Genomic DNA, 21481 nt, shown 5'->3' with positions numbered 1-21481 from the left:
GTCGGATTACTCCATCACTGGCATGCAGACCGAGGATCAATGAACGTCTCCAGCTTGCCGGCACTACCCCACGCAGGCATCGTGTCGCCACGATGACGGATGGACTTTTGACGACGTTGCTGCCTGCATGCAGGTAGATCGAAAGTAGCGCCGCCAACAGAACGCAAGACATGGGATGCTCAAAAATCTGGTTGCCAGTGTCGTGTTGATAGGAGGCGACACTGTAAGAAAATTCCTACAAAACGGCAGTCAGAATTCTGATTCTCACAGCTTGCCAGCGATGAGAGACTACACATGCCGGACGCGGTGCCATGATGGCCGCTCATCCCGCGTGGCGCCTGAGCAGCGCCAAGCCGGCACCGCGCTATCGCGATCACGCCCTGGGCAGTAGGCTGTTTTTCTCCCTTCCCACTGGTGGAACCATGGCTGTGCGACCTCCTTTTACCACGCCGTCCCGTGCAGCACTTCCCCTTCTGCTCACCGCCGTCTTCGCCCACTTTCTGACTGGATGTTCGCGCATGAACACGCCGATCAACGCGCCGGCCAATGAACCTTCCGGCATCCACCTGATCGGGAATATCCCCGTCGATGCCCATAACACCGTGCATATCGATACCAGTAAGCCGATACCGTTTGCCGAGCATGCATTCGGGGCGATGTGTTACGACACCTATGGCTGCAAGGTGCTGTATGACGGCAGGTACGAAGCCAACGATCCCGACGATGTCAAACAAATTTCGTCGGCGTCGCTAGGAAGGCGCTACCCTGGCAACCTTCACGCCGGCACCATCGGCATCCATAACTTCCCACACTTCCCGCCTCCTGCGGAGGTGACATGGCGCTCCAAGGACGGCCAGCCGCATCATGCCTTGGTCGATCTCGAAGCCATCTTCAAGGACAAGGTGATCCTGCACCATGTGCCGCAGAATCAGTTGCCACCGATCCTGCACGCGGATATTTCTCCGGACATCATCCTGGAAGTGAACGACCGCACCATCAATGTGTATATGAAGGCGATGGTGCAGACGACTGTGCTACGCAAGCCAGACAACCCAGACAGTGATTTCCGCAACGACCTGATCCTCGCCTACACCAAAACCTACTGATGGCGTCCTTGCCAGGGAGCATGCAATGGGCAACGAACATACCGATGCAAAGACATGGCCGGATGACGTGGAGGTGTATCCGGCGACGGCACAAGACTTGGCGACATATGCACACAGTCGTCATGCATTGGCGCAGTTCCAGGCGCCGCTGCTGGTCAGTCAAACCGACACGGCTCTATCGTGCTCACGCCCTGGGCAGTAGGCTGTTTTTCTCCCTTCCCACTGGTGGAACCATGGCTGTGCGACCTCCTTTTGCCACGCCGTCCCGTGCAGCACTTCTCCTTCTGCTCACAGCCGTCTTCGCCCACTCTCTGACAGGATGTTCGCGCATGAACACGCCGACCAACGCTCCGACCAATGAACCTCCCGGCATCCATCTGATCGGGAATATTCCCGTCGATGCCCATAACACCGTGCATATCGATACCCGTAAGCCGATTTCGTTCAGTACGCATGCGTTCGGAGTGGCCTGCTACGACACCTATGGTTGCAAGGTGATTTATGACGACATGTCTTTACTTAACATTCCGGATGATACCAAGACGATTTCATCGACGTCGTTGGGAGACAAGTACCCGGATGATACATTGGGTGCATCGCATATCGGCATTCGCAACTTCCCGCACTTCCCCCCCCCGGCCGAGGTGACATGGCGCTCCAAGGATGGCCAGCCGCATCATGCCTTGGTCGATCTCGAAGCCATCTTCAAGGACAAGGTGATCCTGCATCATGTGCCGCAGAATCAGTTGCCGCCGATCCTACAGGCAGATATTCGTCCGGACATCATCCTGGAAGTGAACGACCGCACCATCAATGTGTATATGCGGGCCTTTGTGGAGACTACTGTTTTGCAAGAGCCAGGTAACAAATATAGCAACTCACGCAACGATTTGATCCTCGCCTACACCAAAACCTACTGATGGCGTCCTCGCCAGGGAGCATGCAATGGGCAACGAACATACCGATGCATAGACATGGCCGGATGACGTGGAAACGTATCCGGCGACGGCACAAGATTTGGCGGCATATGCACACAGTCGCCATGCGTTGGCGCAGTTCCAGGCGCCGCTGCTGGTCAGTCAAACCGACACGACTCTATCGTGCTCACGCGCTGGGTAGTAGGCTGCTTCTCTCCCTTCCCACTGGTGGAACCATGGCTGTGCGACCTCCTTTTGCCACGCCGTCCCGTGCAGCACTTCTACTTCTGCTCACCGCCGTCTTCGCCCACTCTCTGACAGGATGTTCGCGCATGAACACGCCGACCAACGCTCCGACCAATGAACCTTCCGGCATTCACCTGATCGGGAATATCCCCGTCGATGCTCATGGCACCGTGCATATCGATACGAGTAAGCCGATACCGTTTGCCGAACATGCGTTCGGGGCGGCCTGCTACGACACCTATGGCTGTAAGGTGCTGTACGACGGTAGGTATGAGGCTCACGATCCTGACGATGTCAAACAAATCTCGTCTGCGTCGCTCGGTGATGTCTATCCTGGCAATCTTTCTTCCGGGACTATAGGCATCCGCAACTTCCCACACTTCCCCCCCCCCGCTGAGGTGACATGGCGCTCCAAGGACGGCCAGCCGCGCCATGCCCTGGTCGATCTCGAAGCCATCTTCAAGGACAAGGTGATCCTGCATCATGTGCCGCAAAATCATTTGCCGCCGATCCTGCATGCGGATATCTCTCCGGATATCATCCTGGAAGTGAATGACCGCACCATCAATGTGTATATGCGGGCAATGGTGCAGACGACCGTACTACAGAAGCCTGGTAACGAATATAGTCATTTCCGTGATGACCTGATCCTCGCCTACACCAAAATCTACTGATGGCGTCCTCGCCAGGGAGCATGCAATGAGCAACGAACAGACCGATCCAAAGAAATGGCCGGATGGCGTGGAAGTCTATTCGGCGACGGCGCAAGACTTGGCCATATATGCACACAGTCGCCATGAGTTGGCGGAGTTCCAGGCGCCACTATTGGTCAGTCAACAGAACCCCCACACCAGATTGTTCGTGGCTTGCTTCGATGGCACCGGCAACGACAAGTACAAGGACCCTCAGCACATCACTAATATTGGGATTCTTTACGATCAAGTGCAATCTGTTAAAAATGCAGGTATTGCCAACATCGCAGGCCACTACGTCCCCGGCGTAGGCACTCAGGACGATGCCCGAACGCATAAACTCGACGGTGCACTAGGCTATAGCTACGGCCTACGGATGGAAGAGATGTACTTTAAGTTCATCAATCAGGCTAATAAATGGAAGATACAAGACCCGCAAGCCGAAATCAGGGTTGTGTCTACAGGCTTCAGCCGTGGCGCGGTCACTGCGGCCATGTTCACTCGCATGGTTCACGAGCGTGGCATCCAGAATCCGGTTGACATGAATATCGACCGTGACTCACACGGCCAAATCCTCAAACTCACTCCCGCGCATCCACCGCTGGTGCCACCAGGCCGCACCGCGCAGGTCGTCGGCTTGCTGGACCCGGTCGCCACCGGCGAGATGAATTTCCACGACGTGCGCTTGCCGCCCTCGGTGGTATCGGGCTTGCAGCTCAGCGCCCGCGACGAACGCCGCGATCTGTTCCCGGCCAAGGACATCCTGCATCCCGGCCATTCCCACGATGGGCGATTCCTCAATCTGGTCCATCCTGGCGCGCATTCGGATATCGGCGGTTCCTACCGGCTCGATGGTTTGTCCGTGCGTAACGGCAATCTGTTGATCGATTATGTCAACAGCCTCAGCGATAAACCGTTCCTGCAACCGCGCGCGGTCTCAAGCGCGCCAGAAATGAACGTCATTCACCGCTCCGAACAGCACGGTTCCTACTACACCACCACCATGGCGACGACCCTCGGGCATCGCGTGCATGTGCATGATCTGGCCGGCCCGGCTATGACCCTGGCTCCATTCGATGCGCAATCCCTGGATGCCGAGCTACGCGCACACTTGCCCTGGCGCCCGGTGGCGGTATCGACCGAACACACCGATCCAGCGCTGCCGGCGTTCTTCCGGGAGCGACCGCATGCGTCAGCGGCACCGCCGCTGCCTGCGTATTTGCAGCAAGGAGCAACGCCCCATGCAGTGGGCGCACCGTCTACCCACACCGCATCGACGAACGCGGGCACGTCTTCCTCATCTTCCTCCGCTGCCGCGTCCACGCCGTCCCAGGCCATGGATAAGCATTCGCGCATGCAGGACGACCTCGTCGCTCAGCAGCACCAGCAACGCATCCAACAGGCGCAGCCGCTGGCGCAATCCTTCACGCAGACACATGCGCCGCCGTCCCATGACAGCGCCCCGGCCCATGAAAAACCAGCCAGCGTGGACATGCAGGAACAGGCGCGGATCGCGCAATTGCAGCAGCAGGAACAGCAAGCGCAGGCAGCGCGAGAGCAGCAACAGCGCCTCGCGCAGCAACATGCGCAGTTGCATCGTCAGGCCGTGGACGCGCAGCAACGCGAACACGAACAGCGCCACAACCAAGACACCCGGTCGCATCACGAACAGCGCCAAGCGGGCGAGGCGATGTTGTATACCCCGCCGACGCGCCCACCGCGTTCGGATGAGCATCTCCAAGACTTCCGTCATCCGGACCATCCAATGCACTCGCGCTATACGCAGTTCAAGAATGCGCTGGAACAGTCCCATACATTGCCCAGGAACGGCGATAAATTGCCCTACGGTCCGGCGCAGCAGGAACGGTTGGCGGCCGGGTTCACTGACGCCCTCGGCATCGATCCGCAATACGAACACAGCATCAGAGGTTTCAAGCAGCATCAGGGCCAACTGCTGGCCTATGACCAGCCGTATTCGTTCACCGAAAAGAGCCATGTGTTGAGGATCGATCCCGAACAGGCGTTGGCGAAGTCGCCCGAGCAGCATGCCGCGAGTTGGAAGGCGCGTGAAGCATCCCACCCAGAGCCGCCAAGCCGTGTCATTGCCCCGATCACGATCACCGCCGAGGACATGCGTCATCCCGCGCATCCGCGCCATGCGATGTTCGAACAAGCCCGTAATGCCATCGCCAATGCCAATGAAAGGTGGGGCCGACCGGCACCGGATCCTGAACAGTTGGACCGTCATGCGGCGCACGTGGTGGTGGAGGCGCGCAAGTTCGGTCAGACCGAAGTGGAGCGTGTCCACTTGGGGATGCCACAGGGGTATGCGACCCAGACGCCGAATTACGTGGTGCAATCGGAAGGAAAGATCGTGGCGCGTATCTTTGCGCCGGAACTGGCGCAAGCGCCGGACGTGGCCCAGGCCAGCCAGCAATTGCAGACGGTGGAACAGCAGAACCTCGCCGAGCAGGCGATGCAGGCCCAGCGCGCGGCGCAGATGCAAGGGCAGGGCATGGTCATGAAGCTGTAGGCGGCATCTGCAATTCATCCAGGCAACACCGCATGGACGACCATGCGCAGAGCAACATCGCACTTGACGACTTCACCTGCCACAGGACGTTGCAGCCTCCCTCATACCCGATTTCCCAAGGAAGAGTCCCCTGATGAATTCGCGTACCAAAGGCATTACCGCCCTCATCGCGTTGCTGCCCGTTGCCATCGCCGGGCTGTATCTGTGGCTTTTTAGTGCTGACCTTGCTCGGAGAGCACGCACAGGTCCATCTGCTGACCTATTGGCGCTATTGGCAGGTGGTGGATCAGCCTGTGTGGCATCCGTATGCCACGAAAATCAAGCTGTCGGGTATCTGCGGCTTCGGCTTGCCTGTCATGCTCTACCTCATCATGGTGTATGCCATGCTGCGGACGAAGGTGCCGGATTTGTATGGCAATGCGCGCTGGGCGCGCAGCGGGGATCTGTCCCGGCACGATGTGCTCAAGGATGATCCGCATGGGTTGATTGCCTGCCGCTTCGGTCGCCGCTTCATCCGCATCAAGTCCAAGCATTTGTTGTTAGCTGCCAGTACACGTGGTGGTAAGGGCGTGAGCGTGGTCATTCCGAATTTGCTGGCATGGCTGGAGTCGGCTGTGATCCTGGACGTTAAGCGCGAGGCATGGGAGAAAACCGCTGGCCAGCGCGCCAAATACGGCCAGGTGTATCTGTTCGATCCGTTCAGTGATGACGGCAGCACGCACCGTTGGAATCCACTGTGGTACGTGCGTCTTGACCCGAACCACCGCAACGGCGATATCGTTGCCATTGCCGCTACGCTGTACAAGGAAACCAGCGGCGAAAATCCATTCTGGCCGGCAATGGGGCGCAAGACCTTTGTGGCGGCGTGCGAGTACCTGTTCGATCTGTATCTACACGACAAGAGGGCGCAGTTGCCTGACACGATGGCAGCAAGCTTCCCCACGCTGGGAGGCGTCTATCGGCTGCTCGCCGGCGCAAACCTCAAACATGGGCAGTCGTTGCAACAGTACTTGGCTGAACTGCTCCAGCAGCCCACCCTCGGCTCGCAGGCGCGGACCGGCCTGAACAATCTGGTCGGCCTGGCGCCGGAAACCTTCACCTCCGCCATCGAAACGGCGCTGGCGCCGTTGAACATTTTCAGCAACCCGATTGTGGACGCGGCGACCAGCGATAACGATTTCGACCTGAGCAAGTTGCGCAAGACCGTCCAGTCCATCTACGTCGGCGTCAGCCCGGCCAAACTGATCGAAGCCAAAGGGGTGTTGAATCTGTTCTTCGAGCAGGCGATCAAACTCAATGGCCGCGAACTGCCCGAGCACAACCCAGAACTGAAATACCAGTGCATGTTCATGCTCGACGAGTTCACCGCGTTGGGCCGGGTGGAGATCGTGCCGGTGGCCGTCGGCTGGGTGGCCGGCTATGGCATCCGCATCGTGATCGTGATCCAGTCGATTGCGCAGTTGGAGTCGGTCTATGGTGCCGACACAGCGCGCGGCTTGATCACCAATCTCGGCGTGCGGATCGTGTTCACTCCGCGAGAGCAACGCGATGCCGAGGAGTACTCGAAGATGTTGGGCGAGACTACCGTGCGCCGTCGGCAGCGCACGCAATCCTATGGTCAAGGCAGCAGCCACAGCTATACCGAGGTGCTGGATCGACGTCCGCTGATGAATCCGGATGAGGTGAAGGGGCTGGCACCGGATAAAGCCATCGTGTTCATTGAGGGCATTGGCTATCCGATCCTGGCCAACAAGATTTTTTATTACAAGGACAGCTACTTCAAGAAGCTGTTGCTGAAAGCACCGCAGGTGCCCCGGCTCGCGCTGGGCGGGGAGTAATCGCATGAGAGTTTTCGGTCGAGGGCCTGCTGACCTCCGCCAGCGGCTGGATGCCCTGGAAGAGGCGCTGGCTGAGCAACAGGAGCGCACGCACTTCTTGGAAGGCCAGCGCATTCGCACGGTGCGGCAATTCGCGGCGATGCAGTCGCTGGTGGAGTCGCTGATTCGCACGCATCAGCGGCCAGACCTGATGCTGCGTTGGTGGAATCACGAAGTCCCAAAGTTGATCGATGAGGTCAGCGAGGTGCCGGAGGATATCCACGCCGAACACCAAGTGGAGGCGCAGGCCTGGCAGGCGATGGTGAAACGCTATACCTACCTGATCGAGGCGGCAGCAAATTTCTATGCGCAACGCCATGAAGATGAAGATTGAAAGTGCTGGTGACAAGCTGCCTACACGGCAGTGAACCATGACCGGCTCCTTGTGCCTTGTCTCAGCCGTTTCTGAGCTGCCTACACGGCAGTGAACACATAGATGGCAAGCACATATATTGCTCTAATTTTCTGAGCTGCCTACACGGCAGTGAACCCTGCGCAAGTGCTGCGCGGATGCGGCCACCATTTCTGAGCTGCCTACACGGCAGTGAACTCACGATCCGGGATATCACTTGCGCAGCACCGTTTCTGAGCTGCCTACACGGCAGTGAACGCCCCCATCGGCGCGTTGCTGCCGCAGGACATTTTCTGAGCTGCCTACACGGCAGTGAACCCGCTGCATCAGGAGCAAGTGCGGCTTCGATGTTTCTGAGCTGCCTACACGGCAGTGAACGCTTGCGGCTTGCTTTGCGCGACTGCTGCTGTTTTCTGAGCTGCCTACACGGCAGTGAACATCATGCAGACTATTGTGATTGCGGCGCAGAATTTCTGAGCTGCCTACACGGCAGTGAACTTAACCCGCCTTCCTCGATGGCCTGGCGCATCTTTCTGAGCTGCCTACACGGCAGTGAACCTTGCCGCGACTTGATGACAAGCAGGGTGCATTTTCTGAGCTGCCTACACGGCAGTGAACTCCCGGTGCGTGAGCCATCGGTAATCCTCTTTTTTCTGAGCTGCCTACACGGCAGTGAACGTGGGTAATAGACGGGACTGATTAGCATGGGATTTCTGAGCTGCCTACACGGCAGTGAACGACGTGGACGGCCGGAATCTATGGCGCAGCGATTTCTGAGCTGCCTACACGGCAGTGAACCCTTCGTGTTGGCCTCGATCTGTTGCGGGCTGTTTCTGAGCTGCCTACACGGCAGTGAACCAGAGCACCGGCATTGGCCGTGCGCTTATCGATTTCTGAGCTGCCTACACGGCAGTGAACGCCTCCATGAACGCCGCGTCCCAGTCTGCGTATTTCTGAGCTGCCTACACGGCAGTGAACTCGCATCGCCGACCTCCTGAGCGAGGTACGATTTTCTGAGCTGCCTACACGGCAGTGAACTAAGAAGAAAACTCGCTTTGATAGTTTGCAATTTTCTGAGCTGCCTACACGGCAGTGAACGCCACAAGCCACGACGCTGATCGTCGCCGTAGTTTCTGAGCTGCCTACACGGCAGTGAACGAGTGATCCATGAAAAGCTTAACTAAGTGTCATTTCTGAGCTGCCTACACGGCAGTGAACAGCCAGAAGCGCCGCCCACCCAAGAGCAAGATTTTCTGAGCTGCCTACACGGCAGTGAACACCGTTGCCGGCGTCCCGCAGCCGGGCCATGTTTTCTGAGCTGCCTACACGGCAGTGAACTGCAAGAAGTTGTATATCTGGCCGCTGGCGTTTTTCTGAGCTGCCTACACGGCAGTGAACTAGGCGTTCTATTATCCAAGTCTTTGACTTGAAAGATAAACGCATAAAGAAAAGCAGCCAACCCCTTTTTCTGGGGCGGCTGCTAAGTGTTTGTTTTTCCTTGGTGGGTTTGGTCTTAAGAAAAAAGGGTCAGAACCAGGGAACGGTGGCTCCCCGGCTGAGTCCATAACTGCTGAAGTCGCCAGGTACGGGTTCTTGCTGTACGGGGCCATGCCGTACGAAGACCGGGAACGCGGTTTGGCCGGTGCTGCGGCTGCCCAGTACGACGAACGGAAGTCGCAACTGTTCTGCCGCCGAATCTGGAATGCGTTGGACGGCGAGATCCTCACTTATCCCATGTCGGCGCATGGCACGCCGACGCAGGCGTTCAGGGCTGCTTTTGGCCTGCACACGCGTCACTTGTCGGTGCACTGCCTCGGATGGCACGGCACCGATGCTGGTGATGGTCACATGGTCGCGAACACCATGCAGCCAGGTGGTTGCCATCAGATGGTGCAGGGTGCTGTCGTCACCATGCAGCCGCAGATGCGTCCCTAGAGTCGGTACGCGGTTGTCATGGCCGGGAAAGCTCACGCCGATCCTGGTGGTGTTCAATGTCACCAGGGACCGGTGCAGGCGCGCGTACAGCGCGCCAAGCAGTTGATAGGGCGCAAGCTCCGGGTCGGGGCGAAGATGCAGATCGAGATAATGCTGCATAGCCTTGCCTCAGTTCGATTCGCCGAACACACCGCCGCGAATCAACGTGGCGATGACGAAATGCTGTTGCTCCACGCTCGGCACTTTGTCCTTGATCACCCACGCATCAAGCAGGTTGTAGAAGTCCTGCTTGTCCTTCGGTTGTCGATACGCTTTGCCTTGCGTGGTGACCGAGCCATAGGGTTCGACGGCAATCGCGCCGTTTTCCTCGACGCCCGGATACCACGTGTCGATGGTGCGCAGTGCATTGCCGATCTTCTGCGAGTGAATCGCCGCCACGGCTTTGTCGCCTTCGCCGACCGCGTAGAGCGTCTTGCTTTTGTCGCCGCGGCCGCGGTCGAGGATCAGTTCCTGCGAGGGGAACACTTCCTGACCGGCACCGATGCGGACGAAGGCGGTGACTTGCAGCAGCACATGTGTTTTGCCGGTCAGGCCGTCGGCGATGGTCGCGGCCAAGGCGTTCAGGCTCTCGGCTGCGTCGCTGGGTGCGGACAGCGTGCGTAGGGCATGGTCAAGCGCCTGGAAGGTCCACTGCGTCACTGGGTTACCGTCGCGCAGGTGCGCGACATGCACCTCCACCTGTTCTGCACCGATGCGGTTGCGCCAGAGGAAGCGACCATTGGCGAGATTCGCCGCGTAGCGCCGTGCCAGCTCGCTGAAGCCATGCTGCTGCAAGTAATCACTGACGGTGCCGAGGAGTTTCTTGCGATAGTCGGTATCGTTGCAGGCCGAAGGTTCGCCAGTGCCGTCAAGCACGCGTAGGGTGAACTGCACTTTCAGCGTGTCCGCCTCCAGCGGGAGTGCGGCGACGTCCACGGTTTGCAGGTTGGGGTTCTGGATGGCGGCGTCGAGTTTGGCCGGGTCGGATTGTTCCTTGCTCTTGTCCTTGAGCCGGTTGGAAATGGTGCCGCGCACCGACTTTTCGCGGATGCGCACCGGCTGCCAATCGCGCGCCGTATGGCGTGCGGACCAACTGCCGGAGAAGAACAGCGCGTCGGACGGATCGAGTTTGCGCTCGAAGGCGAGGACGGATGCGGTCTTGAGGGTATCGTGAGCCATGATGGAATTCCTTGTCGTGCGTGTGGTCAATCGAAGTGGTGGGTGGTGGCGGGGCGATAATCGTTACGGCAGCGGTACAGGTCGGCAGCGGGTTGGCTGTCGGCGTACCAGAGCAGGTGATGCGGCGTTTGCAGGCGGTGCGGGCTGATCCATTCGCCGACCGAGTAGAGGCTCTCGACGAAGCGGAACGGGGTGTTGGCATCGCGTGCATTGGCCACGCTGCCGGCCTTGTGCACGGCTCCGAGCGCGCCGTAGCCCACCGGGATGGGCACGATCCAGCCCCGGCCGCTGCGATCGTGTTGCCACTCGCCTTTGCCAGCCGCTGCATCCGGCACGTGACGCCAGTTGATGCGCGACAGCGAAAGCCAAGCGTGCAGGCCGGTGGCCTCGGGCGTGTGTTCTTGCAGTTCGGCCAGCCGCGTGCCGAGCAGGTCGTCGCGTGCCACCAGGGCGAAGCCGGGCAACAGCCGCAGTCGTAGTTTGCGGAACAACGCCTGCTGGTCGGACGGCGTGCCAGTGCAGGCGATGACCTGCGCTTGATGGCGTGGACGCCAGCCGTGCGTGGACGGCAGCACGCTGCCGCCAGCGACGCGCATGCCGGCCAGCAGCTTGGTCACCACGGCCAGATCCGCGACGTGAGTGGCCGGATCGCCTAGCCAGCGCATGCTGTGCACCGCGAATACCAGGCTCAGTTCCAAGTGAATGCGGCCTTCCTCAACAATCGCCGCGGTTGCACCGTCTTTGTTTACCGGATTGCGGGTCAGACAGAAGCTCTTGACGAAGTTCCCTTGGGTGACCTGTTCTTGATGGTCGTGGCAGACCACGCCGACTGCGTTGAAGGCCAGATCCAGTCCGGCGATACGCGCCTTGCGTTCCAGCGCCCACATCAGGCCCAGGAACGCGGTGATCGAGGGAAAGCCGTGGGTGAGCGGGCTGGAAACGGCATTGGCGTTCTGCACGCGCAGGTGCGGCACCACCAGCAAGTGGTCGAAAGGGGGACAACTGCTCATGTCACACCTCCGGCCGGTGCGCGTCGGCGCATCGGCACGGGCCAAGCCGCATCGACGATGGCTTGCTTGGCCCAATGCCGGTACTGGTCGTCACCGAGGCCGGTGATCCCGGCGGCGCGTAGTCGGTCATTGAGCCAAGTGGCGAATTGTCCGGCGATTTCGTCCTGCCAATCACCGAGATGGTAAGTGTCCACGAAGTTGCGATCTTGCTGTTCCCACTCTGCATGCTCCGGATCGATGCGGATTGGCAGTTCCACGCGTTCGGCGTCCAGCCAGAGTTGCTGCGAGAGTGGCAATACGCAGTCCGGGTTGCGGCTCCAGCCTGGCTCGAAACGCACTGCGGTCTCGGCGGCAAACAGCGCCAGCTTGTTGATCAAGTCGTTTTCCATGCCCTCGCGTTTTTTCTGAGTTGCATCGTTCTTTGGGGGATCGGTGGCCAGGAAATCCGCCAGCTTCTTGATCAGCGTCGGCACTTCATCGAAATAGGCGAAGCGATCCAGCGCCGAGTCCAGCTTGAGCAACGTGCGAGGACGCTCTTCCTGCGTCCAGCGCGGTGGCAGCGAGGCCAGCAGGTAGTTGATGCCGCCGCGCTCGCTATTGAGCTGGCTGATGTTCTGCGGCTTGGTGCCGCCCAGTTTGCGTGCGACCAGATTGCGGTAGTCGTGGTAGGTGCCGTCGAATGGGTGCTTGTCGCGATATGCCTGGCGCGCCTGTTTGTTGCGTTCCCCGAAACGCGCGTCCTGAATATCCGCATGCACTGCGTGGGCCAGACTGCTGGAAAACAGCGGTTGCAGCAGGTGGTAGTGGGTATCCTCTCTCGGCTCGTCGCCGACTAGCCAGTACACTTGCTTGGCGGCCTGGTGCGAACTGGGTAGGGCATCGTGACGGACCAGATTGCAGAATGCCCCCATCCAGTCCGAGGCGACCTTCGCATTGTCATGCAGCGCCACGCGCAGATCCGCGTCGTCGTCCTGCATCCAGTCGAGCAGGCGCCGACCGTCGACCTCAAGCTTGAGCAGTTTGAACACGTCCAGCGCCGCGGCGTTGCCGACCACGTCTTCGGCATAGTCCGTGCCGAGCACGTGGGTGCCGACTTCCGTATGCGCCTGCAAACGGGTGGGGGCGACGTGTAGGCTGCTGCCGCGCGCATCGGGGTGTGTGGCCTTGAGCACATGGGTCACGGCCTGGATCTGGCTGACCCGGCGGGCCGCGTCCGACAGCCAGGTGGCGTAGTCGTACTTGGAATCTGTGTCGCTATCGCCCTCATTGCCCTTCAGCTTGGCCTCGCGCCGCGCGTCGATGAACGCGGCGATGGCCGAGCGGAAGCGCTCGGAGCGGGTGAGATGTTGCGGGTCTTCTGTCATGTGGAATCCTTTCGTTCGCTGGAGTGAACCTGCATGTAGAATCCCCACGGCAGCAAGCCACCGTGGGGTGTGGGAGGGGTATCCCCTCAAACGGCTCTTCTGAAAAAGTGTCGTGAGAGCACTTCCTGCATCCTTCTTTGCACAGCAGTCCTTTGTGCGTAGGTCCGGGTTCCAACCGGCTTTGCTGCTTCGGCCCGTCATCGTTCACAGCGATGACGGGTTTTTTTTAACCAGCTGTATGTGATAATTTTGTTCGTAGGATTTTATGGCGCATTTTGCTACTCTAGCCAAAATTTTGTGAAATGCAACAACATTGATAGCGGGCTGATTTCTGAGCTGCCGTATAGGCAGCTCAGAAATATGATTGTCAGATCGCGTCCGGACGTAACAGGTTCACTGCCGTATAGGCAGCTCAGAAAAGCTGAATGAGCTAATTGGTTCGTTCTGTTAACTGCCGTATAGGCAGCCTGCGGGCACGGAAGCCCTTCTCATTCCCACGACTTGAAGCCAAGTAAAGGGTGATACCCCCACTTCTTCCCGCCCTTGCCCTCAGGCACGTTCACCGTCGCCAGCCGCTTGGCACAGTCCTGCAACGACAGGTCGAGCTGCTCGGCCTGCTCGGTGAGCAGCGTCATCAGGTCGTATTCGCCCCAGGGCGCGATGCCGGGACCAGGTTCGAGCGCCAGCGGCGCGCACGCACTCTGTTCCACGACCGGGTAGAGTTTTTTGTCGCCGCGATGGTCATCGTCGTCTTCGATGCGATGCAGCACCACGCGCTCCTCGTGCTCATCGGGTAGAAACACCAAAGTGGCCGTTGGCCTCGTGTCGTGACGGAACGGCTGTTGTTGCGGCAGTACGCCGGTCAGCATGGCGTGCGGGTATTGCCATGCGCATGCCGCATCCAAGGAGAACGGCGGGGCGCTGCGCCGGGATGGCGGAGCGGCCTCGCGCGATTTGGGCAGCATGGCCTCGCTCAGCCGTGCATGTTCCAGATCGCACAGCCGCTCTTGCGGATGCCAGGGTGGCTCCGGTGGTTGGATCCTGGGCAGGGAGGTGAGCACGCGGTACTCGTCCTCGCGCAGGAGTTTGCCGAGGCGGTGGGTCTGTAGGCGGAAACGTCCAGCACGTGTGCCGTCGGCGTCGTTCTGTTCGAATCCCGGTCGCACATAGGCCGGGGCGTCTTGGTCGAGGTTGCGGAAATGCAGCAGGTTGGTGTCGAAGATCAGGATGTTCGCGGCGGTGCCAGGCGTGCGCCGATGGCGTTGCACGCGACCACCCAACTGGATGAGCGAGCGCAGCGAAGAGGGTTCGGCGATGGCCCAATCCGCATCCCAGTCGCGCCCGACTTCGCAGACTGGCGAGGCCAGGACCACGAACACATGCGCCTGTTCCGGATGTGCATCGAGCGCGGCGCGGACGCTGGGCAAGCGATACACCGCGTCGGCTTGGCGGCGGTCGAATGCTGCATCGAGCAGGTGTTCGGTCGCTGAGCGCACCAGCAGCGGAAAGCACGCGTGGTAGACGCACAGGTGGATGCGGATGCCGGGTGCTGCGCCGAGTCGGTACAGTTCCTGTGCCACCTCGATCAGCGGTCGGATATTGGCCATTCGCACTAGACCGAAGCTGACGTGCTTGCCGCTGACCGGGTCGGTTTCCGCGTGTGCGCTGTGCAGGCGCTGGATCGCGTCGCGGACATGTGGCGCGAACTCGGCATGGATCTGCTCCGGTTGCCGCGCCTGGATCTGTAATTGAACCAATTCGCCGCGTCGCAGCGGCTCGGTCGTGCGCAATTTGGCCGCACGTTTTGTCACGAATTGCGCATGCTGGGCAGCGAATGCATCGGCATCGACGCAATGCGCGGTATATGCGTTGAACTCGTCGGTCCACAGACAAGGCAACTCGATGCGTGCATCGGCGCGCCCGCCATCGACACCGCGATTGCGCCGATAGTGGGCGCGTCCGGCGCGATAGGCGGCGAACATGCCTTCGACCAAGGCCGGTGCCAACGTTGCCGAGGACAACAGCACACGCGTCCCGAGCAGGCCCGCCCAGTACACCAGCCGCGTCAGGGTGGGTAGGTCGTCGATGTCGTAGTCGTCCAGTTCGTCAAGGATCAGGTCGGCGCTCATCAGCCGCAGCATCGGCGCGATCTGGCGGCCGGCACGCAGCGATTCGGTGGCCGGTACCATGTGGTCGACGGTGCAGACCAGCATCGGCGCCGACAACAGTTTGCGCATCTGCGGGTCGTGCAGTGCGCGCGACAACAATGGATGTTCGGTTTCGGCACCGTCGTAGAGGACGTGGCTATCTTCCTCGATCAGCGCTTGTATCGAGGCCGAGCCGCGTGTGTCGGCTTCGCGTTCGTGGTGATCGAACAGCGGGCGGCTGGACGAACCGCCGACGAGCATGGCGAGCGTGTCGTCGTCGAGGTGCAGATCGCGCCGATAGCTGTCGCCGGTTTGTCGGGTGAGCGTGCGCAGGCCCAGCGCATAAGTCAGACGCAGGCCCAGTTGCGGGTCGGCCAGTGCGTAGAGGATGCGCGCGTTGCCCAGGGTCTTGCCGCAGCCGGTGGAAGCCATGTTGACGATGAAGGCACCGTGCTCGCGTGCGGACTCGCGCAGCGCCGTGGCCGTGTCGGCGGCCTTGTTCTGCCAGGCGAAGTGGGCGTCGGCGCTGCGTTTGCGCAGGCCGCGATGTTGCGCCAGTCGCGGCAGAGACCGCTCGAAGCCGGGCAGCGCATATGCGACCAATCCCGCGGTATGCGCAACGCCGAGTAGATGTTCGTCCAGTGACTGATTGCGGACGAGCTTGCCGGCACGGTTGAAGGTGGTGTTGGCGGCAAGCGTGGCGTCTTTTTTCAGATCCTGTTGTTCGTTGCGGTCCATAACCAGACGCGAATAGCTGTGGTCAGCCAACATCAGGCTGAGCCGCGCCAGATGCATGACGTAGGGATTGTCGAGCCAGCCTTCGGGTCTGCGCACGCGCAGTGCGTCCAAGCGTTTAGCCAACCGCGCCGCCTGTGCGCGCCATGCTGGCGTGGCGACCGGCAATGGGCCGGCGAGCGTCCAGTACGCGGCGATCCTGGCAGGTTCCGCTTGCACGCGGATCTCGTTCCAATCGTGCTCGACCAGAGACAGCGGCAGTTCCATCCAGGTCGAGATGGTGTGCTGCACGCGTCGACCCAGCCAGTCCTGGCGACCGTCTGTCTTGAAGGGCGCCAGCGGCAGGCGGTGATGGGTCAGGATCAACCAGGCGACGGCCGCGGCCAGGGGCGGCAGGGCGCGGAACGGGTATCCGGGCTCGGCATCCAGACCGTCGCGGCGGTAGCGTCCTTCGGCGGTCCAGCATGGCGTATGATCGTGATCGGGATCGGCCAGCCGTTGCAACCAGCCGGCATCGTCATCCTTGCCGACGAAGGCCTGGAACAGGCGTAAAGACACCCATTCGTGGCGGTAGAGGTTGCGTTCTTTCAATTCGCCGCGCAGGCGTGCCTGGAACGCCAGGCTGGCTTTGCCGAGGTCGTGCAGCAACGCGGCCAGTTGCGCCAGCAGGCGAATGTCTTCGGCGCAGTGCCAGTCGTTTTCGTCTTCGCCGCGCAAAACATCGCGCGCCGTGCTGTTGGTGGGCACGGCCCCCTGTGCGTTGAATCGACTGGCGTCGCCGACGATCCACAACAACTCGCTGTGGTCCAGGCCGCGAATCCAATGACAGGCCACCGCGGTGTTCTTGCGTGCGGTGCGGCGCAGCAGTTTGCGCAAGGTGTCCAGGCCGGCGCGGGTGATCGGCGTTTGCCAGGTGCGATCGCCGCGCCGCTCGGCGAACTGGTCCAGGATGCGGCGGCTTTCTTTCAGGGCACGCTTGTCGCATTGGGAAACCAGCAAGATATTCATCGCGTGTGCTCGCGTTGCTGTGCCCGGGTCGTCAGTGCCACGTCCTTGAGCGTGTCGATCATGAAATCCAAGGACTCGCTGCGGGCGAGCGCTTCGATGCAGTTCTGCCGGAAGGTTTGCTCGTCGTCACCGCGCATAGCCGATAGGAACGCCTGCGGCAGGATGCTGGCATCCTTGACCAGATCGGCGGCATCGAACACCAGCCCCCCGCGCCGGGTCTTGCCGTGCAGGACAGCAAGACCGTGCGGCAGACCCAGCACCCAGGTCGCGCTTGCCGCCAGCCCGTAGGCCAGGTAATTGCCGTGATCGAGGAAGCGGTTGGCCGCGTCGCTGCCCGTCCCGCGCTTGGCACGGGTGAAGTCGCCGTAACCCACGGTCTCCACCGCCAGTTTGAACAGTGCCTTGGTCAGCCGTGCCTCCTCGGTGAGCAGGGCGGTGTTGTCCTGCGCCAGTGCGATGGCGCTGGTCGTTCGTTCGAGCAGTGTCTGCAAGCGCGCCAGGTCCGGCGCGAATCCCGTATCGTGCAATGCCCGCTGTTGCCATTGCGCGCCGATGCGGCGCGCACGTGCGTGCTGGAAGGCTTTGGCGGCGCTCAGGCGAAGCGCGTCATCGAACCAGAATCCGACCCATGCTTGCAGGTACTCGGTGGGGCGGTACTCGCTTTGTGGCGAGAACCAGGCGATCTCGACATCCATCTCGTTGGCGGAGAACAAAGGGGTGCCGCCACCGCCGCAAAAGCCCACCAGCACCCCGGCCTTGGCGAGTTCGCGCATAGCCGCTTGGGTGATCGATGTGCCGGTGCCGAGCAACAGCGTCGTCGTGTTGGCGATCGGGATGTTCCAGTACAGCGAGCGCTTGCCTGCGTCGGTGACATACTCGACCCTGCCGCCATTCACCAGCACCCGGCAGTGTTGCAGGTAGTAGAGGTTGGCGCGTTTGGAATGCAGGATCGTTTTCAGATCCGAAGGCGATAGATCGTCCATGTCGTCCCCTGCGGGTCTGATGGTGATTGCGATATATCCGATGTGCAGCCGTCCGCCGCAATATTAGCCGCGATCGGACCCGCTTGCGGTCGTTGGCTGTGGACAAAATGCGACCACGACCGTTCTGTTTGGCATGCGGCGATGCGCTCATGCCGAACAGTGGTTTAGAGTGGCTAACAAAACGTTGCGGGTTGCTGTCGGGTGGTCACGGACAGCTTGCAGAGACCGCAGTGTACAAGGGGGTGCATGAGGCGAGCACTGTCCGCGCGTGTCCGCTGGCGACCCCGTAGTTTTGTTCGTTACTCTTGGAAGCGTTTTCCCATGGCGACAGGGGCAGGCCGAAATTGCAGGATGGTGTGCGGCGCCCTGTCCCTCATGCAGGAAGATCGCCATGCCAGGGCTCACGCCGGCTTTTCCCGCGTTGATTTAAATCTGTCTACGGCATGAGAGATGGGCGCAAAAAAGCAGTTTTAGCGTGTTTTCCTGCTCTTTCTCCGCTGAGAGATCGTCTGTGACATCGTTTTGAGCGCTTTAGGCGGATGCTATGCTGACCAATAAAGCCAGCGACACATAAATGAGGGGGCAGGATGAATTGCGCCAGCACCGCAACAAACATACGCAGCATGATGCCGAAGGTAGCTGCGGTCGTTTCAACGGCGAACGGGCAGGCGATATTGACGGCGGCCGAATTGCGTTTGTTTTCCGAGTTCGGACGCTCGCGCGCGGTTCGCGCTGGTGAGGTGTTGTTCCGGCGCGGCGATGGCGGCCGGAACATGTTCGTCATCAGCAGTGGGGTGATCGACCTGGATTTCGGTGAAGATCTGCTGGTCAAGCACCTGGGACATGGCGAGTTCTTCGGCGAACTAGGTATGCTGATCGGCAGCCATATGCGCAGCGCCGATGCCATTGCCGTCAGCGATGGCGTTCTGGTGGAGTTGGATCACGAGGATTTCCAGCTTCTGGTGGAGCGCGACCCGGTCATCGTCGCCTATTTTCTCCGCCGCACCATCATGGAGGTGGTGACGAACGAGCAAACGTTGATCCGCCAGTTGCGCCGCCGCAACGATGAATTGGAAGCGGCGCTGGATAACGTGTGCACCACCACGTATCAACTGCATCAGGCCGAAGAGCTGGTACGTACCGACGAACTGACGGGGCTGCACAATCGTCGTGGGCTGATTCTACGCATGCAGGAATGCCGCCGCGACAGCCAATCGCCCGGCCCGGGCCTGTTGCTGATCGACTGCGATGGCTTCAAGGAAATCAACGCCGTCCACGGCCATCGGGTCGGCGACCGCGTGTTGCAGAACGTCGCCAACATCCTGCGCTCGGTGACCGGGCAGGACGATATCGCTTGCCGTCTCGGCGACGACGAATTCTGCCTGTTGGTGGCCAACGGTACCGTCGAAGACCTGCGTCGCATCGGCGAATTCGTGATCGCCACCGTGCAGAATCTGCTCGGTGTGCCGCAGAAGGTGCCGCATATTTGTCCGGTCAGCATCGGCATCAGTCAGGTGGATCCGCATTCGGACTGGAACGATTGGTATGCCAACGCCGATGCGGCGCTTTACGAAGCCAAGCGCCAGGGCGGTAACAGTCTGTACTGGCACGCGTTGGTCTCGGCTGCCTGAACTGCCGGCATGACCGCGCACTGCGGTGACAGCGCAGTGCCGCGAGCCGTCTGCGCCGAGTCGGGGCGCAGACGCGTTCGGACCCCGCTTCAGTGGAGCGGGACGGCCTGTGCGTCATCGCGGTGGTGGATGCCCAGCCGCCCGACCATCGTCGCGCTGGCCGGATTCAGTCCCACCACCTGCACCTGCGCACCGTGGCGGCGGAACTTCAGCACCACCTTGTCCAGTGCGCCGATCGCACTGATGTCCCATATATGCGCGTGCGACAGGTCCAGGGTGACCTGCGCCGGCGCATGGGCGAAATCGAACGCATTGGCGAAGCCGGCGGCGGATGCGAAGAACAACTGGCCGCGGATGCGGTAGGTGTGGCTGCCATCGGCGTCTTCGGTTTTCTCGATGTCGAGCATCCGCTCGACCTTGCGGGCGAAGAACAGTGCAGATAGCAAGACGCCGGTGAGCACGCCACGCGCCAGGTCGTGGGTGGCCACGGTCACCGCGACGGTGCCCAGCATCACCACGCTGGAACTGGTCGGGTGCGTGCGCAGTTGCGCCAGCGAGCGCCAGCTGAAGGTGCCGATCGAGACCATGATCATCACCGCCACCAGGGCGGCCATCGGAATCCGCCGCACCCACGCGCCGGCGAATACCACCAACAGCAACAACACGCTGCCGGCAACCAATGCGGACAGACGCCCGCGCCCGCCGGATTTCACGTTGATCACCGATTGCCCGATCATCGCGCAGCCGGCCATGCCGCCGATCAGCCCGCTCATGAGGTTGGCCGTGCCCTGGCCGATGCACTCGCGGTTCTTGTCGCTGGGGGTGTCGGTCATGTCGTCGACGATCTGCGCGGTCATCATCGATTCGAGCAAGCCGACCACTGCCATCGTTGCCGACACTGGGAACACGATCTTCAGTGTCTCCAGCGTCCACGGCACGGCCGGCAGCAGAAAGGTCGGCAGGCTGTCGGGCAATTGGCCCTTGTCGCCGACGGTGGGGACATGGATGCCGAAATACAATGAAAGCCCGGTCAACAGCACGATGGCGACCAGCGGCGGCGGTAACGCCAGGGTGCGGGTCCAGCGGTGGCCTAGCAGTAGTACCGCCGTCCCGATTCCCGCCACCGGCAGCAGGGTCCAGGCAGCGAGACTGCCCGCAGTGAGCGCAGCGCCCAACACCAGCAGCCACAGGCCGATACCGGGGAAGCTGCGCTGCGACAGCCACGGCAGGCCGTAGATCAACAGCAATCCCAGTGCGACCAGCGGATAGACCGGCACCGGCACGCCGATCAATTCGGGCAGCTGTGCCATGAAGATCAGGATTGCCAGCGCATTGACGAAGCCGGTGATCACCGAGCGCGAGACAAAGCGCATCAATGCGCCGAGTTTGAACAACCCGGCCAGGATCTGCAGTACGCCGGTCAATAGCGTCGCGGCCAGCAGATAGGGCAGGCCATGCTGCTTGACCAGACCGACCATCAACAACGCCATCGCGCCGGTGGCGGCGGAAATCATGCCCGGGCGCCCGCCGGCGAAGGCGATGGTCACGCAGATGCAGAACGCGGCATACAGCCCGACCTTGGGGTCCACCCCGGCGATGATCGAGAACGCGATCGCCTCCGGAATCAGCGCCAAGGCCACGACCAAACCGGCGAGCACGTCGCCACGGAGATTGCCGCACCATTGCTGGCGTAGCGAAGGATACAGTTTCACGATACACACTCCTGC

16 protein-coding genes, 1 other RNA gene and 1 CRISPR repeat array are annotated in these 21481 nt (G+C 60.8%); of the genes, 8 read left to right on the top strand and 9 right to left on the bottom strand.

Going from position 1 to position 21481, the window contains the following annotated elements; translation table 11 throughout:
• The first annotated feature begins 311 nt into the window (after positions 1-311).
• The 7 genes from XaFJ1_RS14980 to XaFJ1_RS14955 all read left to right on the top strand — a co-directional run bounded on the left by XaFJ1_RS14980 (position 312) and on the right by XaFJ1_RS14955 (position 7705).
• Positions 312-1106, top strand: coding sequence for a hypothetical protein (locus XaFJ1_RS14980; protein ID WP_230598097.1), 795 nt, complete (start codon positions 312-314; stop codon positions 1104-1106).
• 25 nt (positions 1107-1131) lie between these two features.
• A complete protein-coding gene (locus XaFJ1_RS15830) occupies positions 1132-1308 on the top strand; it encodes a hypothetical protein (protein WP_012917529.1) in 177 nt (58 codons plus the stop codon).
• Between the two features lie 127 nt (positions 1309-1435).
• Positions 1436-2026, top strand: a complete 591-nt coding sequence (locus tag XaFJ1_RS14975; RefSeq protein WP_012917528.1) for a hypothetical protein — start codon at positions 1436-1438, stop codon at positions 2024-2026.
• 329 nt (positions 2027-2355) lie between these two features.
• Complete coding sequence (locus tag XaFJ1_RS14970) at positions 2356-2943, top strand: hypothetical protein (RefSeq protein WP_012917527.1); 588 nt, start codon at positions 2356-2358, stop codon at positions 2941-2943.
• Between the two features lie 25 nt (positions 2944-2968).
• The gene (locus tag XaFJ1_RS14965; RefSeq protein ID WP_012917526.1) at positions 2969-5494 is read left to right on the top strand and encodes a T6SS phospholipase effector Tle1-like catalytic domain-containing protein; all 2526 of its coding nucleotides are present in this window, start codon (positions 2969-2971) and stop codon (positions 5492-5494) included.
• Positions 5495-5709: 215 nt separating this feature from the next.
• Positions 5710-7332: a type IV secretory system conjugative DNA transfer family protein gene (locus tag XaFJ1_RS14960; protein ID WP_049887198.1), complete on the top strand. Its 1623-nt coding sequence runs from the start codon at positions 5710-5712 to the stop codon at positions 7330-7332.
• 4 nt (positions 7333-7336) lie between these two features.
• Positions 7337-7705 (top strand): hypothetical protein, encoded by a 369-nt coding sequence (locus XaFJ1_RS14955; RefSeq protein ID WP_012917524.1) that lies wholly within the window; start codon positions 7337-7339, stop codon positions 7703-7705.
• 8 nt (positions 7706-7713) lie between these two features.
• Positions 7714-9121: direct repeats of the CRISPR family, unit length 28 nt; unit sequence TTTCTGAGCTGCCTACACGGCAGTGAAC.
• A 129-nt stretch (positions 9122-9250) separates the two neighbouring features.
• On the opposite strand, the gene cas6f is transcribed toward XaFJ1_RS14955, so the two are convergent.
• The 8 genes from cas6f to XaFJ1_RS16605 all read right to left on the bottom strand — a co-directional run bounded on the left by cas6f (position 9251) and on the right by XaFJ1_RS16605 (position 18907).
• Positions 9251-9817 (bottom strand): type I-F CRISPR-associated endoribonuclease Cas6/Csy4, encoded by a 567-nt coding sequence (gene cas6f / locus XaFJ1_RS14950; protein ID WP_012917523.1) that lies wholly within the window; start codon positions 9815-9817, stop codon positions 9251-9253.
• 9 nt (positions 9818-9826) lie between these two features.
• Positions 9827-10876, bottom strand: a complete 1050-nt coding sequence (gene csy3 / locus XaFJ1_RS14945) for a type I-F CRISPR-associated protein Csy3 (RefSeq protein ID WP_012917522.1) — start codon at positions 10874-10876, stop codon at positions 9827-9829.
• A gap of 26 nt (positions 10877-10902) precedes the next feature.
• Positions 10903-11886 carry a type I-F CRISPR-associated protein Csy2 gene (gene csy2 / locus XaFJ1_RS14940; RefSeq protein WP_012917521.1) on the bottom strand — a complete coding sequence of 328 codons (984 nt, stop codon included), beginning with the start codon at positions 11884-11886 and terminating at the stop codon, positions 10903-10905.
• A complete protein-coding gene (gene csy1, locus XaFJ1_RS14935; RefSeq protein ID WP_012917520.1) occupies positions 11883-13250 on the bottom strand; it encodes a type I-F CRISPR-associated protein Csy1 in 1368 nt (455 codons plus the stop codon). The genes csy2 and csy1 overlap by 4 nt, the downstream gene beginning before the upstream one ends.
• A gap of 488 nt (positions 13251-13738) precedes the next feature.
• A complete protein-coding gene (gene cas3f, locus XaFJ1_RS14930; protein WP_012917519.1) occupies positions 13739-17140 on the bottom strand; it encodes a type I-F CRISPR-associated helicase Cas3f in 3402 nt (1133 codons plus the stop codon).
• Positions 17137-18123 (bottom strand): type I-F CRISPR-associated endonuclease Cas1f, encoded by a 987-nt coding sequence (gene cas1f / locus XaFJ1_RS14925; RefSeq protein WP_012917518.1) that lies wholly within the window; start codon positions 18121-18123, stop codon positions 17137-17139. Before cas1f ends, cas3f begins: the two co-directional genes overlap by 4 nt.
• 171 nt (positions 18124-18294) lie before the next feature.
• Positions 18295-18371, bottom strand: a non-coding RNA gene (locus XaFJ1_RS14920) — sX9 sRNA.
• A 188-nt stretch (positions 18372-18559) separates the two neighbouring features.
• Positions 18560-18907, bottom strand: coding sequence for a hypothetical protein (locus XaFJ1_RS16605; protein WP_425478949.1), 348 nt, complete (start codon positions 18905-18907; stop codon positions 18560-18562).
• On the opposite strand from XaFJ1_RS16605, the gene XaFJ1_RS14915 reads away from it, so the two are divergent.
• Positions 18798-19754: a GGDEF domain-containing protein gene (locus XaFJ1_RS14915; protein ID WP_425478943.1), complete on the top strand. Its 957-nt coding sequence runs from the start codon at positions 18798-18800 to the stop codon at positions 19752-19754. The genes XaFJ1_RS16605 and XaFJ1_RS14915 overlap by 110 nt on opposite strands.
• A gap of 89 nt (positions 19755-19843) precedes the next feature.
• Here the strand turns inward: XaFJ1_RS14915 and XaFJ1_RS14910 are convergent, their stop codons facing one another.
• Positions 19844-21469 carry a SulP family inorganic anion transporter gene (locus tag XaFJ1_RS14910; RefSeq protein ID WP_425509580.1) on the bottom strand — a complete coding sequence of 542 codons (1626 nt, stop codon included), beginning with the start codon at positions 21467-21469 and terminating at the stop codon, positions 19844-19846.
• Between the last annotated feature and the right edge of the window lie 12 nt (positions 21470-21481).

It is taken from the genome of Xanthomonas albilineans (assembly GCF_009931595.1).
Lineage (GTDB): Bacteria > Pseudomonadota > Gammaproteobacteria > Xanthomonadales > Xanthomonadaceae > Xanthomonas_A > Xanthomonas_A albilineans.
The sequence above is the reverse complement of the archived record's forward strand: the minus strand, read 5'-3'. Positions and strand labels throughout refer to the sequence as shown.